Source organism: Providencia vermicola (assembly GCF_010748935.1).
Classification (GTDB): Bacteria; Pseudomonadota; Gammaproteobacteria; order Enterobacterales; family Enterobacteriaceae; genus Providencia; species Providencia zhejiangensis.
Map to the genome: position 1 here is coordinate 526,403 of NZ_CP048796.1, position 17,339 is coordinate 543,741.

15 protein-coding genes are annotated in these 17,339 nt (G+C 37.8%); 13 read left to right on the forward strand and 2 right to left on the reverse strand.

Annotated features, from left to right (window positions below):
• Window positions 1-704: 704 nt before the first annotated feature.
• From G3341_RS02240 to G3341_RS02280, 9 genes are all read left to right on the forward strand, one after another.
• A complete protein-coding gene (locus G3341_RS02240) occupies window positions 705-974 on the forward strand; it encodes a helix-turn-helix domain-containing protein (RefSeq protein WP_154623372.1) in 270 nt (89 codons plus the stop codon).
• 206 nt (window positions 975-1,180) lie between these two features.
• Window positions 1,181-1,732, forward strand: a complete 552-nt coding sequence (locus G3341_RS02245) for a fimbrial protein (RefSeq protein WP_154623373.1) — start codon at window positions 1,181-1,183, stop codon at window positions 1,730-1,732.
• A gap of 59 nt (window positions 1,733-1,791) precedes the next feature.
• Window positions 1,792-2,382 carry a fimbrial protein gene (locus tag G3341_RS02250; protein WP_244316467.1) on the forward strand — a complete coding sequence of 197 codons (591 nt, stop codon included), beginning with the start codon at window positions 1,792-1,794 and terminating at the stop codon, window positions 2,380-2,382.
• Between the two features lie 59 nt (window positions 2,383-2,441).
• Window positions 2,442-4,988, forward strand: coding sequence for a fimbria/pilus outer membrane usher protein (locus G3341_RS02255; protein ID WP_163860605.1), 2,547 nt, complete (start codon window positions 2,442-2,444; stop codon window positions 4,986-4,988).
• Between the two features lie 21 nt (window positions 4,989-5,009).
• Complete coding sequence (locus G3341_RS02260) at window positions 5,010-5,747, forward strand: fimbrial biogenesis chaperone (RefSeq protein ID WP_163860606.1); 738 nt, start codon at window positions 5,010-5,012, stop codon at window positions 5,745-5,747.
• A gap of 40 nt (window positions 5,748-5,787) precedes the next feature.
• Entirely contained in the window at window positions 5,788-6,195 is a 408-nt protein-coding gene (locus G3341_RS02265) for a fimbrial protein (RefSeq protein WP_163860607.1), read from the forward strand.
• Window positions 6,188-6,715: a fimbrial protein gene (locus tag G3341_RS02270; RefSeq protein ID WP_163860608.1), complete on the forward strand. Its 528-nt coding sequence runs from the start codon at window positions 6,188-6,190 to the stop codon at window positions 6,713-6,715. Before G3341_RS02265 ends, G3341_RS02270 begins: the two co-directional genes overlap by 8 nt.
• Window positions 6,715-7,236: a fimbrial protein gene (locus tag G3341_RS02275; protein WP_163860609.1), complete on the forward strand. Its 522-nt coding sequence runs from the start codon at window positions 6,715-6,717 to the stop codon at window positions 7,234-7,236. The genes G3341_RS02270 and G3341_RS02275 overlap by 1 nt, the downstream gene beginning before the upstream one ends.
• Window positions 7,237-7,250: 14 nt before the next feature.
• Window positions 7,251-8,354 carry an adhesin gene (locus G3341_RS02280; protein ID WP_244316468.1) on the forward strand — a complete coding sequence of 368 codons (1,104 nt, stop codon included), beginning with the start codon at window positions 7,251-7,253 and terminating at the stop codon, window positions 8,352-8,354.
• A gap of 140 nt (window positions 8,355-8,494) precedes the next feature.
• On the opposite strand, the gene G3341_RS02285 is transcribed toward G3341_RS02280, so the two are convergent.
• Together G3341_RS02285 and chiP are read right to left on the reverse strand one after the other, a co-directional pair.
• On the reverse strand, window positions 8,495-9,283 hold the full coding sequence (locus G3341_RS02285; protein WP_154623379.1) for an AraC family transcriptional regulator: 789 nt from the start codon (window positions 9,281-9,283) through the stop codon (window positions 8,495-8,497).
• A gap of 238 nt (window positions 9,284-9,521) precedes the next feature.
• On the reverse strand, window positions 9,522-10,919 hold the full coding sequence (chiP, locus tag G3341_RS02290; RefSeq protein ID WP_163860610.1) for a chitoporin ChiP: 1,398 nt from the start codon (window positions 10,917-10,919) through the stop codon (window positions 9,522-9,524).
• A 484-nt stretch (window positions 10,920-11,403) separates the two neighbouring features.
• Here chiP and G3341_RS02295 point away from each other — a divergent pair, with 484 nt between their 5' ends.
• The 4 genes from G3341_RS02295 (at window position 11,404) to G3341_RS02310 (ending at window position 17,258) form a co-directional block, all read left to right on the forward strand.
• Entirely contained in the window at window positions 11,404-12,600 is a 1,197-nt protein-coding gene (locus G3341_RS02295) for an MFS transporter (protein WP_163860611.1), read from the forward strand.
• 2 nt (window positions 12,601-12,602) lie between these two features.
• Window positions 12,603-14,375, forward strand: a complete 1,773-nt coding sequence (locus G3341_RS02300) for an SDR family NAD(P)-dependent oxidoreductase (RefSeq protein ID WP_154624237.1) — start codon at window positions 12,603-12,605, stop codon at window positions 14,373-14,375.
• Window positions 14,376-14,385: 10 nt separating this feature from the next.
• Window positions 14,386-16,056, forward strand: coding sequence for an amidohydrolase (locus tag G3341_RS02305; RefSeq protein WP_163860612.1), 1,671 nt, complete (start codon window positions 14,386-14,388; stop codon window positions 16,054-16,056).
• Between the two features lie 62 nt (window positions 16,057-16,118).
• Window positions 16,119-17,258 carry a class II histone deacetylase gene (locus G3341_RS02310; RefSeq protein ID WP_163860613.1) on the forward strand — a complete coding sequence of 380 codons (1,140 nt, stop codon included), beginning with the start codon at window positions 16,119-16,121 and terminating at the stop codon, window positions 17,256-17,258.
• The last annotated feature ends 81 nt before the right edge of the window (window positions 17,259-17,339 follow it).

Genomic DNA, 17,339 nt, shown 5'->3' on the forward strand with positions numbered 1-17,339 from the left:
AAGTAATGAGATAATAATTAACTAAACCAATTAATAGCAAAGAGATTATATGATCATATTGCTCAATGGGTTATTTTAATCACAAGGGAGATAATAATGTGAATCAGATAATAACAAGTTGGTATTATTTTAATTATTTTTTGTTCTTGGTGTTTACTTTTATATTTTTCAATTGTTTTAATGTTGCATGACTTTCCTTTTAACTCATTTTTTGGGTAATTGTGGTTTTTATGTTTGATGTAATGATTTTTATTGATATTAATGTTGTTTTTTTATTTGTTGATGGTTTTATGCTGTTTTTTTAATGTCGAGTTAAATTGTTTTGTTACAAATGGCATTAATGATTAATTTTATATTTTTTTTCATTTTGATATTGAATAATTAATTGTCTTTTATATTATTTAATTCGAATGTGTTTTGTTTATCTTGTTGGTTTTAAAGGGTTAAATCAAATTTGCAATCGTATATAACGATCGATTCAATTGCCTTTGATAGCATTTGCCTATGAATTATTAATGATTCGATCGATATAAACGTATTTACAGTCTCTAATGATAACTCTATATTTCATTAAAGTTATGTTTTTTTGTTTATTATGTTGTGAACCAATTTGTGAATTTTATTTTATTCATGATGGCGAGGTTTTTAAATTAAAGATTGGCTTGTTTTTTTAAATGTTAACTATATTTTCGTTGGTTTTTAATATGATTAAAAATAGGATTCTACTACGGCAAGATATTGGTGATTTTTTAAGATCAGCAAGAAGACGTAAATCGTTAACTGGGCTTCAAGTTGGAAAGATGCTGCACGTCAGTCAGCAACAAATATCCCGCTATGAACGAGGTGAAACGAGTATCAGTATTGAAACATTAGATGTGTTATTGAAAGCACTCGATATGGATTGGTCTGACTTTTTTTTCAACGTAATGGCTAACTACTCAGCGGAAATAGCAGAAATAAAGCTATATCGATAATATCTAATAATGAAATTATCAGTAAATAATATTATTTATACGCGACGCTCCAATATTGCGTATGAAGGAGGAGAAAGACGGTTTGATCAAGGATGATTTTTTTATTTAGCGATTGAAATTTCAATGAAATATTAAATTTACGTCATTAAAGAATTTTTAATGATGGGGTTGCTTCAATTTAAATTTTATATTGAAAGGAAAAACACATGAGATTAATTAAATTCACGCAGGTGGTTGTTATTGCTACCTCTATGGCCTCTTTCAACACCCTTGCAGATAACACAGGAACATTAGATTTTATCGGTACCGTCGTCAGTACTCCCTGTAATATTGCACAATCCTCATTAAAGCAAACTATTGATTTTGGACAACTATCTCGCCGTGCTTTAGAGAACGGTAGAGTCGCTGAGGTTGACTTTAATATTGAGTTCACGGGATGTGATTTTACTGATTTTGATAAAGATGCGGGTGGTAAACCAATAGCCGTTAAAGCGATGGAACTTGTTTTTACGGGGCAAAGTTATGCCGATGCGGCTAATACTTTACTGGCGACGTCAGCGGGGAACACAAACAATGTCGGAGTGGGGATTGATGGGTTCGAATTTGGTAAAGCTAAAGATATTTTATCGAGGATAGTGAATAAAAAAGGAAATAATACTTTAAAATTCAAAGCACTGGCTAAAGCTGTTGATACCACTAAAGAGGTTGCCGAAGGGCAATTTAGCGCAACGTCCAATTTCCGTATTACTTACCAATAAGCAGGATGGCTGCCCGCCAGTAAATTGCTGGCGGCATTATTGATATGTGGAGGGATACAGTGAGCGCATACAAACAGCTTATTCGTTTTCATTGCCAAGTAATGTGCTTAATCATGTTATTCACGCTTGAAATCGCTGTTGCATACGCGTCTGTGGATGCTGATGAACGCGCTTTTAATGGGATGACAAGAATAATTGGCAACGTGGTGGCAACTCCTTGTTCCATTGTCATGCCAAATCGCCACCAAACGATTAATTTTTCTCCTTTAACGTTGACGATGCTTTCTACGATGAGTCGTCGGGAACGTTATAACCAGCCATTTATTATTGAGTTACGTGATTGTGGCAGTGTGTATTCCTCTATTGATAGTAAAACATGGTCAATTCGCTTTGATGGTCAAAAGGCACAGCAAATTGAGGCTTTTGTATTGCGTGGCCCCTCTCAAGGCTTGGGGGTCTCAGTATTGAATGATCAATCACAGGTCCTCATTCCTGGGCAAAATTATCCCTTATCTCATCATGTGCTACGACAAAACAAATCTGGGCAAACCCTTTTTCTACGTTATTTTTTACGGCTAGAACTGACAGGGCAACCGATTCAGGCAGGTAACTATCAAGGTTTGATTCGTTTTTTCATCGATTATCAATAAGAACAAAATGAGGAGCCTCATAAGATCTACGTCGAGGGAACTCTTTTGCAGTATTTGGGATGGAACAGAGCATGATGTTCAAACATTGCAAAGTAAGGCAGGTCGTTTTATTTACGTTTGGCTTTATGGCATGGACAGCTGGCGCTTCCGAATTCAATACCGATGTACTGGATGCCCAAGATATCCAACATATTGATATAAGCCAATTTTCTGTCGCAGGGTATGTACCGCCTGGTGACTATGTATTGACAGTATTCGTTAATGGTTTGCGCTTGGGGGCACCCCGAGACATTACGGTGTATGACGAAAACACACAGGCTGAGGTACCGTCACAAAGGATTTGTATTCCTGCTGATATGTTGGAATTGATTGGTTTGAAAAGTTCGGCAGAAAAAAAGGTCACACTCTCAGATAATGGCCAGTGCCTCGATTTTTCATCTCTATCAGGGATACAAACAAAAGTTGAATTATCAACATTGTCACTGCATATCACGATCCCTCAAATGTGGATGGAATATCGGGATCCGTATTGGACACCACCGGCATTATGGGAAGAGGGCATCAATGGCGGTTTTATTGATTTCAACGCTAATATGTCAGCGACTAAGGAAAAAGGGGGAACCCGAAGAGTTTATTTATCAGCAAATGGCACGACGGGGATCAATATTGGTGCTTGGCGATTACGCGGAGACTATCATGCTAATTATCAAAACCAGCGTGGCTCACACTATCCACAGGAAACCCATCAGTTTGATTTTAGCCGCTTATATGCTTTTACCTCATTAAAAGAATCCGCCGCTATTTTGACGTTGGGGGAAAATGACTTCTATTCGGATATCTTTGACGCATGGCAATACAGTGGTATTTCGCTAGAAAGCGATGACCGAATGTTACCGCCAAAGCTTGTTGGCTATGCACCAGAAATTATTGGCGTCGCCAATACTAATGCAACGGTGATTATTCGTAGTCAAGAGCGGGTAATTGCCGAAACGGCCGTACCACCCGGTCCGTTTCGTATTCAAACATTGGATAGCGGAATACGAGGGGGATTAGATGTCACTGTACGCGAAGAAAATGGCGAGGAGAAAAAATTTAGTATCAGTACTGCCTCGTTACCTTATTTAACCCGTCCGGGCAGGTTGATTTATAAATTAGTTGGCGGAAAAACACGTTATGACGGCCGTCATCTGACTGGTCAGCCTATTATTGGCGGTGAGTTCTCTTATGGGGTGTCCAATACTTGGTCAGTGTATGGTGGAACACAGGCAAACGGTTATTATCAAACATTAGCGCTTGGTTTAGGGCGTGATCTTTTTGCTATCGGTGCGATTTCAGCTGATATTACCCAATCGTTTTCAGATCTTCCAGACGAAAGATTACAGGGGCGCTCTTATCGGTTTAACTACGCGAAATCATTTGATGATTTACGCACGGATATCACGTTTGCGGGGTATCGTTTTGCTGATAAAGAATACCGAACGTTAACACAGTTTATGGATGAAGAGCGCATTGGCGTAACGCCTCGCGCTCAAAAAGAAAATTATCAAGTTTATCTGAATAAGTATTTTGAGAACTTTAATATCTCTTTGAATTATCAATATAGTACTTATTGGCAAAATGATTCACAAACACAATATGGTTTGTATGCGAGCACGAATATGAGTCTGCCAACGCTATCTCAATATGATACGAATTTATCATTATCGGCGACTCGTACTGAACGTGATAATGGCGTCGCAGATGATGCTATCAACGTGTATTTTTCGGTGCCACTTTATACAGGCCATAGTGTAACTTTCTCTGAACTTTATTCTCGAGCATCTGGTCACCATCAATATAACCATAACATTGGTTATAGCGGTTATAACGCCACTGATAATTACAGTTTAAATATGGGATATAACCATGGTCAGAATATTGATAATCAAACCAGCCTGAGCGGTTTCTATTCACGAGACCTATCACAAGCCAATATTTCTGCAAACGCGAGCTATGTACCTCATCAATATCGCAGTATTGGTGGCTCAATAAATAGTGGCGTGACAGTAACGGCGAAAGGCGATGCATTACATCGGTCTGCTCACGGTGATACTCGATTAATGATCGACACGGCGGGAGCCAGTGGCGTGCCATTAGATAATGGCGTGATAAAAACGAATGGCTTTGGTCTGGCAGTTATCCCAAATGTGAATAGCTACCGTAAATCTACCGCATCAATTAATACCAGTAAGCTACCTGATAATTTAGAAACGATGGTATCGACGACAGATATTACGCTGACTAAAGGGGCCATTGGTTATCGTCATTTACCCGTGATGAAGGGAGAGAAATTATTTGCCATTTTATCGTTAGAAAATGGCCAAAGCCTCCCCTTTGGTGCCAGTGTGCGTAATGCGGATAACCAAGAATTAGGAATTGTTGGGGAAGACGGAGTCACTTGGCTAGTCGGTGTTTCTGCACAAGAAACACTGTTTGCTTACTGGAATAACCACAAACAGTGTGAGCTAAGGTTACCAGACAATTTCACGCAATCGTCCAACATGTTGCTGCTGCCGTGTATTCAGAGCGCCACTTCTTTACCAACCGCGTATTCAAAAGGTCATTAAATTAGGTTAATGGGGTCATTTATGTTGAATTTAAAGTTACATCATGGGCTATTATGGGGCTGTTTTTTGCTAACAATGTCAGTTGCGATGAGTGCATATAGCGCCATTACATTAGACCGAACAAGAATTATTTTTCCCGGAAGCGAACGTTCTATCAATATCCGGATCACGAATGATAATCCTGAAGAAGCTTATTTAGCACAAAGCTGGATTGAGGATTTACAGGGAAATAAATTAACCAAAGGGGCAATTTTATCAACGCCACCTTTGCAGAGAGTCGAAGCAAACAGTGATAGCTTAGTGAGATTGAGTGTAACGCCTTTGCTTGCGCAGTTACCTCAAGATAGAGAGTCGGTATTTTATTTCAATCTGCGGGAAGTTCCCCCAAAATCCACGGAAGGGAATACATTACAAATTGCGTTGCAGTCTCGTGTTAAGTTGTTTTATCGGCCTACCCGTATTTTGGCGGAATCAGAAACGCGATGGGCTCATAAGGTCACACTAACTCGAACGACAAAAGGCTATAAACTACACAATCTGACCCCTTTTCATTTAACGGTGATTGGTTTAGGCGATAGCAAAACGCAATCAGAAAAAAGCCATTTTGATGTCGTGATGGTGCCACCAAGATCTACGCACGATATGGCATCCTCCAAATTAGCAACCCCCTATCTTACCTATATCAATGATTATGGTGGCAAACCTACACTGGCTTTTCAGTGTGTTAGTGATGTTTGCACAGTGACAAAAGAGCTGTAGTCACGCTTCTCAAACAAGATAGTCGAGGGGGAAGGCAATAATGAAACATCAAAGAAGATGGTTATTGTTGGTTATTCTGAGTTGTGTCGTGAGCAATTGGACTCAAGCTGCAACGCCTGTCGCTAATACACCCGCGGAAGAAACCTATTATGAACAGCCACGACAAGGGTGGATTAAGGTTAATGCAGCATTATTTAGTGCCCCTTGTAATTTAGCCATGAATACTGACGTTATTTTAACGGAATGTGGGGCTGGCGTTATTTTTCATGAAAATGATATTCCTGATAGTTCGGTTAAAACGCCCGTTAAATTGCAATTTTATGATGTCTTGCAGGGGCAAAAATTTAAACGTTCAGCAGCGCAACTAACGCATGGAAATAATAAAATACCACTGCCTATTCTCAATGAAAATCAGCATATATTGAGATTGGAGGTTAGCTATGAATAACGTGTTTATTGTTGTCATCATGTTAGTGCTAATGCCAAAAAACGCATTTTGTTATCCACAATTAGACGTGCAATTTCGCGGTGAACTGGTGCACAGCAAATGCCAAATTGCTACTGAATCCGTTAATAAGCAAATTAAGCTAGATAATTTACGTTGGCAATATATTAATGAGCATGGCGCCAGCGAAATACAACCTTTCTTTATTGCGATTAATAAATGCAGTCAATCTGATTTGAATAAAACGATTCGATTTACCTGGCAAAGCCAGCAACTAACCAATATTGGCGGTCATCATTATTTAATGACACAAGGTCAAAGTGGTGCGTTGCTTGGAATTACTGAAGCCAATAAAAATAATCAGCTTATTGTTTGGAATCAACCTATTGATATTGGTGTTGTTTCAGTGGTGAATGACCAGCAACAATTAACGTTTGGTGTCTTTGTACGCAAGCCTGCGACTGAAAAAATAAAGGTTGGTGATTTTAAGGGGACAGCGACATTTTCGGTGGAGTATGAGTAATGAAAAGAGACAGTACCATAATCGCCGTTTGCTTTTTAATGAGCACATTAGCTCAATCTGATGTGTTAGTTGAAGTTAATGCAACTATGGTGGCGCCTAGCTGTAATATTCATAGTGAACATAATGACTCACAACTGACGATAGATTTTGGAAGTATGAAGCCTGAAGCATTAGATAACACGCATATTAATAAAGATTTTCCGATTCATCTTTCAGGTTGTGATTTTAATAAAAACCTAGCGATTATTTTAAATCCTAAAGGTACTCATACATTACAACATCATGGACAGACATTGTTAGCGACCACAACGGCAGGGTTAGGGATCCTGTTTAATGAAATAACGGAGGGAGCAGTACATGTACTGGATATTAATAAGCTGCAACGAATTCATCCTAAAAAAATCAGCGCCACCGAATATAGAGCTGATTTACAAGCACGTTTAATCAGCACTATCCCTTCGGAGCGATTAGCTGTAGGTAAGTTTACCTCTGCTATGACTATTTTGGTGACCTATGACTAATGGGAATCGCGGTTATGTTTAAGTTTAAATATTATGGCGGTATTCGTGTCAGAATTCGGCATGGTAAAGGAATAATCGCTTTATTATTCATCGCGATTAGCTTTGAGGCTATAGCTGACTATGCAGCACAAATCGTCGACCCGAATACAGGCTATGTGATCAAATTAGAACGTGATAGTGAATTAATACCGAAACCGATAGTCGGTTCTAATGGTAAAAATTATTACCGCATCGGTAATACCATGCTTATTGATAGCGCGAGTAAAGATGTCAGCGTTTCTGGGCAGGTTAGGTGCCACGGAAGGCAATGGGGGAAAAAAGAGACCAATATTCCGTCTGATAACGCATTCCACCGTTTATTTATGTATGCACCTATGGCGGGCACCCATATTGAAGGCAAACCGGCTTATCAAATCAATAGCAACTTAATTATGACCGTTGAAACAAACCTAATGAACTGGGTGAATATTGATGCGGCAGTGTGCTCCAATGGTTTTGGTGGTGATGTCTTTCCATCTGGCCAATTTTATAGCCAATTTCCTATTAAGCTAACATTCTATATTGGTGAAAGAATTATTGATGGGCAGTTAGTTATCAATGCAATGGATTTAGGGGGCTATGTGAGAGCGTTTACTGCTAATAGAACGGTACCTCCATATGATAGCTGGCCAATCAATGAAACGACGGTGCCTTTACGATTAGCAGCTTCCCAAATTCATATTGATTCTCTTTGCACGACGACGACAAGCACCGGTCAGGCAGAAACGGTGAGCCTACGTCATGGTAAATTAAATAGTTTGAATTACGATAGCACGGTGACAGAAAAAATTTTTTATAGCTGTAAGTTTAAGTCATCAACCAATATTCGCTTGCGTCTAGATTATACGAAAGACAGTGATCCGCAAAAACGCTTGCCATTGAAAAGCCATTTAAATAGCAATGATGTTATCTATAGCGAATTAACGTTAACGGATGAAGCAACAGGGCAGACAGGACAAAGTTTAACATTAGAAATTCATCAATTAGATACGATAAGAGTGACCAGCCGTATTCAAGGAAAAAATGCGGTAGCTGGCGATTATCAAGGTTCGGCATGGTTGATTGCGACCTATGATTGATGTTGGTTCAGAAATACAAGTATTTGGTTGAGCCGTAAGTATTGTGTGTCTTGAATCTAGACTGAGGTGATGTGACGGAGTCTATTCGATGATAAACAATCGTTTCGCTTATCATCCCCAAATTAGCGTTAACCTACGGCTCAACCAACCCGCGTGGATTTGCCTATATGTTGAATAAAATCTGAGGGCGTTTGCCCTAGCCATTTTTTAAACATGGCTGAAAAAGCCCCCGCACTGTTATAACCTAAGCCAAAAGCAACCTCGGTAATTGATTTACCGGCTGAAATATCAGTCATGGCTCTAAGCAAGCAAGCCTGTTGACGCCATTCAGAGAAAGAGAGACCCGTTTGAGCCACAAAAAAGCGACTAAATGAACGCTCACTTTTGTGTAATTGTTTTGCCCATTCATGAGGTAATGAGGTGATTTTCGGATCTTGTAGGAATGCTAGGCACAACTTTGCTAAATGGGGATCTTGAGGAACGGGTGCAAAAAAAGGTAAAGGCTCTGCACGTGAAATCTCATGTAAGATCAACTGGATCAAAATACCATCACGGCCATGGAGATCGTACTCAAGCGGGATGTCGACGGCTTCGAGTAATAGCTGACGTAATAAAGGAGAAACACGTAGTACTTCACATTTATGCGGTTGTCGTGGTGCCGCATGTGGTTCGATATAGAGACTGCGCGTACTCACATTTAGCATTCTCGTTTCATGTGGTGTGTTTTCAGGGATCCATACACCGCAGTCAGGAGGGATGACCCACTCACCATCACGGGTGCTAACCTCGATGAGACCTGTTGCACCGTATAAAAACTGCGCACGTCTATGAACATGTGAATTTAGCAGTACATTAGGTTGATAATCGGTACCAATAGCTAAAACATCACGCTGTATATGATCAATTCGATTAAGAAGAATATTTCGCATAATAGCTCGGGTTCGCCTGAGATTTAAATATCATTATCTATTTTTCACGCATTAGCTACTTTTGTTTGAACAGTCGTGAACGGAGAAAATAATAGCCTGTTTTAAGGTATAGAGAATAGTGATAAGAATGGGGAAATACCGACCATATAGTGATGGCCGGTATTTTAGATGAGGCAATGCGCATTTTTGAGAGAACTCGCGCGCTCAAAAGGGAGAAAAGTTAAAATGTGCGTGCTAATTAGAAAATCGTAAATGGCGCCATTACAATAAACTTAATATCCCTTTCATCTTGGAAGATGTTATTAAATCCACCTCCCCAGCTTGGAATATCACTATGATTATCAAAGCGGGTGTAATGTAATTTGAATGAGGTATCTTTCGCTTTCCCTGACTGAATGGTATAGCCTATATCAACATTCCATGCACTTTCTCTGATACGTTGGCTTTGATCATAAATTGGATTGCTACTTGGTTTTGCATCCCAAGCATGGATATAAGAGGTTCCAATTTTCCAACCTGCCAGATCCCAATTGGATAAATCATAGGTGACCCCCGCAAATAATGCTTTTTCATTATCAGCGTTAAAGTCTGAGCGGCCATCCCACCATATATCTAAACGACCATTCGATGAGCTATAGGCAGATGTCATGCGTGATAAAAAGTATCCTTGTCGGCCTGGTGAATGGACCATCGTTCCTTCTACCTTAAAGTCTAGAGAATCATAGGTATAGCCTAAGGTAAATGCCTGTAGCCATGCTAAACCGTCATAGACATCGTTAACCCCGCCACTATTATCTTTATCTTGTGCACCATAAAACTGATACGAAACTCTTAAATCACGTTCCGCAAGTGGGAATGCATAGGAGATTTTAGCGAAGTATTGATCCATATAGCCTTCTGACTGACCGAAAGCGCCCTCTAATACCAATTTATTTTTGGCATCATATTTGACGCCTAGGGAGTGTAAATAATCAATCGTCGTGGTTGCATCTGCTTCACGATAATCCGCCATCTCTCGATACCATGGCGCTTTATACTCATCTGTCCACATGTATGAAATATTAAATTTACCGCTAGCGTCAGTATCGAATTCAGCCCCAACTTCTAAGCCGCGATATGTTCCTGGTAAGAAGCTCCAGTTCGGTGTTAATAAGGTTTGTCCACTCGGTTGTATATAACCTGCTTTAGCCCAAAACGGGCCCATTTTTAATTTAGTTGCTGCGGTTGTAAACGTAAACCCACTACGATCACCGGTCCATTTTTCATCCCAAACATTTTTCGCATCACTAAAACCAATTTCGTTAGGGGCGGCAGGGCCACCATCCGATAATTCAATAGCAGTAAATCCAGCAAAATCGAAACCAATAAAGTCGTTAAGATAACCAGAGGAAAAGTCCAATGCCGCATTTAATGAGGAGTGTCTTAGGTTATCAGTATACTCACCATATTTATCACTACTTGGATTTAACTCTTTTCTTGTTCTATCCCTTTGCCAATAATAGATTCCACCTTTTAATGTTGCATCGTCAAAAAGGGGAGACGCATTGATGGTAGGAATGTAACAGCTTACAGTTAATATCGAAAATATCTCTAATGCCAACAGCTTTTTAGTATGTTTAATAATTGAATTAGCCATTCTTTATACCTCAATATTGATTGAGTAAATTAATTGATTTTTATTTTTTATAAATAATAAAAGGGCAAAAACGTAGTTCAGGACTAAGCCCATAATAGTTATATTTTGTGATAAATATTAAGCAATCTGAAAATGGTGTATTTACGTATTTAAAGTGAGGTTATTTAAAATTAAACGGTTAAATAGTTATTGAGTTTGCTTTGATATTATTAATGTGGTTTTTTATATCGTCATTTTTTTAGTGCCTAGATAATATGGTTGTGAATTGTCATTGTATTTTGTTTTTTAAGCGAAAAAATATTTTTGGTGCGTTTTTTATTTTTAGTTAAACGCAGGGGTTAATATTTATGAAGTTTAATCTTATATAATTCATGGGGATATTAAAAAAGTGGCGTAATAAAACAAAAAGTTGTCATGTTTAGCTATTAAAAAAATTATTGATTTATATTTATATGATTGAAAATGGAAAATAAGAGAGGGTGATATGAGTGAATCTGTCGGTTCTATAAAGTCTCAAAAAATGCCATTATCAACATGGAAAATCTATCTTGCACCTATTATCGGCGGAATTTTTATTCCAATGATGTTTTTATGGGCTCCGTTAATTACGTTACAAATGGATAAGGAACTTGGTTTCTCCCCAGAAAAAGTTGGTTTTATCTATATGATAGAAATTTTAACTGGGATGTTAGCCAATGTGCTAGCCTTTTTTTGGTTAAAAACAAAGATAAATTGGTACCATATCTATATCGTCATGATTTTATTAGTTTCAGTATTGAATATTGCTTCAGGTTTTTTCATTAAAGATAATTTTAATCTCTATATCGGGATCAGAATTCTAGTCGCCATCTTTGGGTCGACAATATTTATCATTACTAACTCCTGTATGGCATTGTTACCAAACGCATATCGTGCATTCAGTATCTCTTTATTCAGCCAAATCGTCTTAGGCAGTTTAGGTCTTTTTATTCTTCCCATTTTTCTTGATACTTACGGAATAATATCGGCATATATTTTTATATCAATATTACTCGTCTGTGTGTTACCCCTGACAAAGGGGATAGATTCTATTTGGCGGATGAAAGAAGAAAAGATTTTTAAAGAGAAAACACAAGGTGTTGCCAGTAAAAGTGTTTTTAAAAGTGAAATGTATTTTTGTTTGTTTGCTATCTTTTTATTCAATGTTGTGATTGCAGGTGTTTGGACATTTATTGGTGGATATCTTAAAGCAATCAATGTGGAGCTATCAACAATCTACAATATCTTAGGTTCAGCTAGCATGATAGGGATATTAGGTGCAGGAACATCGATTCTATTCAGTAAAAAAGTCAATTTAGTTTTTGTCACCAGCTTTATTTTTCTCATCGCCGCAGTACTTGCAATGTATTTAAATGTTAATACGCTATTTGTCATTGTTAGTTGCTATGTTTTTAAATATATATGGACGTTGATATTACCGTTCACGATGAGTATTGCCGCTGAATATGAAGTGGATGGTAATGTGATGAATCTTACGTCATTAACGTTAGGGTTAGGTATCGCTTTAGGCCCTATGATGAGTGGTATGCTTATTGAAAGGGTCAGCTTTTCTAGCATGTTCTTACTGAATTTAATATTACTGGTTATATCGATGGTAATTATTGTGAAGATAATTTTTAAAAATAATAAATATAAGGGATAACGATGGTAAATAGCTTAAATAATTATCATGTATATACGACATGGAGTGAAGTATTAAATGGCGTGTCACTTAAGGGTAAAAAATATTTAATTACAGGAGCAAACTCAGGTTTAGGTAAGGAGTCGGCTAAAGCAATATTAAGTCATGAAGGATATGTGGTTCTGACGGTAAGAACAGAAGAAAAAAGACAACAACTTATTGAAGAGCTTTCTTTGCAGTTTGATAAGACATTATTTGATATTAAGTTACTCGATTTATCATCTCTGAATGATGTTAGGCGTTTTACAAAAGCGTTTCTCTTAGAAGCATTAAAACTAGATGGGGTACTGGCTAATGCGGGCATAATGGCAACAGATTTTCAAACAACAGTCGATGGGTTTGAACAACAATTCGCGATTAATCATCTCGGGCATTTTTTGCTCATAAATAAACTAACACCATGTTTATTAAAGGGTGCAAGAGTTGTTGTCATGACATCGGGAGCTCACCGGTTAAGTAATGTGGATCTAAAGGATCCGAATTTTACTTATCGAGCTTATAGTCGTTGGACTGCATATGGCCAATCTAAATCAGCTAATGTGTTATTCGCACTCGAATTTGATAGGCGTTGGAAAAATTATAATGTTCGTGCTTTTGCGGTTGCTCCCGGTATTATTCTGGATACTCATCTTCATATGCATTTACAGCATGATGATTTTAATGAATTAGCCGAGAAGCAAGATACGAATAAAGTGCCTGTAAAATCACTCCAAGCGGGAGTTGCAACACAGATTATGGCGTTGTGTCATCCCGAATTTGCTAATAAAGGCGGGGTGTTTTTAGAACATTGCAACTATTCTCAAATCAATGACGATACTCGGCAGGGAACGGGTGTTATTCCATGGGTATTGGATGAGGAGTTTGCACAAAAATTATGGCAGCTTTCTGAAGAAATGGTGAATGAAACGTTCACCGAAGATGCCAAATTAAAATCAGAAGTTGTCTATAGTGAACTTGCCCATAATCGCTTGCCTCAAAGTCAAAAACTTGATTTGACTGGTATTGAATTCAAAACTGAGAATTCGATTATTGAGCTCTTTTTTGACCATAAAACATGCACTGTTGAAGGTTTTAAACATCAAGGCATTTTTATTCCTAGTGTCGCTAATTATGAAGTGGTTGAGGTTAGGAATGACCTGTACTTTATTGATTTATTATTCCCTGAAAACACTGAAATTACGTTATCTATTACGGTAGATTTTAAATCTAATAAAGCTTTATTTATTCTGACTCAGTATCAACCAACGAGTTTGCCTGATAAAAATAAGCCCATCGCCTTGAAATTAGCTTCTCACTACCATCAATATTTTACACCAGCAGTCGTGTTAACAGGAAATAATCAAATTGATCGTTGTGAGTATCCATTTGTCACTAGTGATTTGATTGGCACACGTGCGTTATATTGCTACTCGAACTCCTCACCGACGGTGTATGAGCATATTTATATTAACTCACATTGGTATTGTTATAATGTGATTAATGGAATAAGAAAGGGGGATGGTGGATGTGACCAAGCGAGCTATTATAAGTTTGATGACTCGACTTATATCGTGACTTGGCGAGAATTATTAATCGACCTATCATTTGTCTTTGTTTATGACTTGGATAATAAAACAACAACTGGGAAAGGTTGGGGAAATATATCTGATACAAATGTCATGATTAATATTCCGGCGGGAGCGAATATTATTTCCTTAAATGCATTAAATTATCCACTAAACTATATCCCTAGCTAAGGTGTTTATAATGAATCAAGAAGCAGATTTAGTCATTATTAACGCTAAAGTGGCTACGGTTGATAGCTTATTTTCATTTGCAGAAGCCATTGCTGTTTCACAAGGACGTATTATTGATGTTGGCAGCAACGATGATATTAGTCAGAAAATCGGTGTACAAACTCAGGTTATTGATGCAAACAAGAAACTTGTTTTACCTGCTGCAAATGATGCTCATATTCATGCCACACATACAGGCATGTTAATTTCAGGTGATTTTTTGGATTTATTTGAAAGCAAAGGGAAAAATGAATTTGATAGCAAACTAGATGCGCATGTGCTCATGAATAACAATAAGGAATGGATATACGGCATTGGATGCCCCTTTGAATTAATCGATGATAATCAAGACAACGTTATTGTGGATAGTCACTATCTAACAAAAAAAACGGAGGGGAAACTTGCTACTTTCAGTGACTTCAGTTTACATAACCTAATTGTCAATAAAAATGTTATCGACTTAGTGGGATTAGGGAAAGAGTTAATCGATTTACCTAAAGAGGTCGGTCGTATTGGTGTAGATAAAAAAGGGGAGCCGACAGGGATTATCTCCGAGTGGGGGGCGATGAATCTTGTTGGAAAATACTTACCTCAGCTATCGGATGAGGCTCTGAAAAACTACATTTTACTCATCCAGAGTCATTTATTAAAAAATGGAATAACCAGTTATACAGATATTCTAGGACCCGGTGGTGATAATTTATTTCATGGTGCATGGAGCTCGAGGATTATTCGGCTCTATAAAGAGCTTTATGATGAAAATAAATTATTGACACGCGTTAGTGTAAACCTATTTGCAGCTAAGGATGGGATTCACAGTTTTAAACATATTATCGCGGGTATCGAAGAGTTTGAATTACCAACGAATATTAATAAATCTTGGCTAAAAATAAATACTATAAAATTATTTGGTGATAGCTCTCCTTGTATTCGGAAAAGCCATAACCATTATCACGGTGAATTAACTTTTCAGGGTGATACCGTTGAAGAACAAATTACTGAGCTAAAAAGAACGATTGTTGAGTTACATCGTTTAGGTTGGCAGGTTGGTATTCATGCTATAGGTGGAAAAACTATTGATGCTGCAATAGAGGCCTTTGCTTATGCTGAAGAGATAATGCCGAATAGAGATTTACGGCACTTTATTATTCACGGTGATGATCTCACTATCGATAATGCGAAAACAATGGCAAAAAATAATATTTTATTATCTTGTCAACCTATTGCTGGGTATAGCATTATCGATAATATTAAGCAAATTATGCCTGATACATATAATTCTAATTTATTTAACTGGCAAGCTTACATTAATGAAGGCGTCGTCGTTGCAGCGGGTTCAGATGCATGTTGTTTTCCTTTCAATTGGTTAAAAGGTCTTGAATTTACACTTACAAGAAAAGCGAAAAATAACCAAATTTATCAGCCCGAATTAGCTTGTCATATTGAAGATGCTATTCGTATGTACACTATAAATGGTGCTAAACAGGAACACCTTGAACATGAACGAGGCTCTATAGAAATCGGAAAATGGGCAGATCTACAAATATTGAGTCACGATATATTTACTATTCCGAGTCATCAAATCGGAGAAACGAGTGTTATAGCAACTATTTGTCATGGAAAAATGGTCTATAAGCAATAAATAGGAATAAATCAGTTTGTTGCTATCACTGGCAATATCGAGTAATTAATTAAGGGGATAGTATGCATTGTAATATTAAAGACTCCACGATTAAAACAGGCTTTTTTTATCATGAATATTGTTTATGGGGGAAAAACCATAAAGCTCCCCCGTTAGCTTATAATCAGATGAATTGGATGCAACCTTTTGCGGTTAATGAATTTGGTGCCAGTTCTGCAAGTTGTATTCGTCGTTTTAAATCATTAATTGACGTTAGCGGAATAAATGAATTTTTATTTTCTTATAGCGCGCCCCCAATTACTTATCACGATGCTGCGCTTGTTCATACTAAGGAGTATTTAAATAACTTTATTGAGCTTAGTGAGAATGAAGGCGGGGAACTGGGATTACAAGCTCCATTTGGTCCCGGTAGTTACCAAATCGCACTACTGTCCGCAGGTCAAGCCAAGGCCGCTATACATCATGTTATGGAGGGGTCTTTAAATAGGGCTTATGCAGCATGTGTACCCGCAGGGCATCATGCATTAGCGGATAGCGCGATGGGGGCGACTTATCTTGCAAACAGTAGTATTGCCGCTAAGTATGCACTAGAACATTGTTCAGCTAAAAAGGTGGCGATATTAGATTGGGATGTTCATCATGGAAACGGTACGCAGGCTATTTTTTATAACGATAATAGAGTCCTTACTATATCTCTGCATCAAGATAACTGCTTTCCTATTCACTCTGGTACGATAGAGGAGCAAGGAAGCCGCGAAGGGCTTGGCTTTAATATTAATATTCCATTATTACCGGGATGTGGGCATGATGAATATTTGTATGCATTAAGAACAATTGTGATCCCATCACTATTGATGTATAAGCCCGATGTCATTATTGTTGGCAGCGGATATGACGCGAATACCTTTGATCCTCTTGGACATATGCAGCTTCATAGTCAAAGTTATCGAGAAATGATGGAGTGTGTTGTTGCTTTAGCACAAGATATTTGTCATGGCAGAGTCGTGGCTATACATGAAGGTGGATATTCGGAACATTATGTCCCTTTTTGTGCGTTAGCAGCACTTGAAGGATTAAGTGGTATCACTACACAAGTGATAGACCCTTTTATTTCATTTATTCAGCAGCAAACCATTCCTAAAGAATTAAAAGAATTGCAAGAAAATTTGATAAATCATCAAGCCATTAAACTTGGTTTATAGTGTCAGCCGTTAAATAAGCCTTTTTTAATATTTCAATGATATTTTTAGCCCTAACTTAATTTATTAATCAGGTGGTCAAGA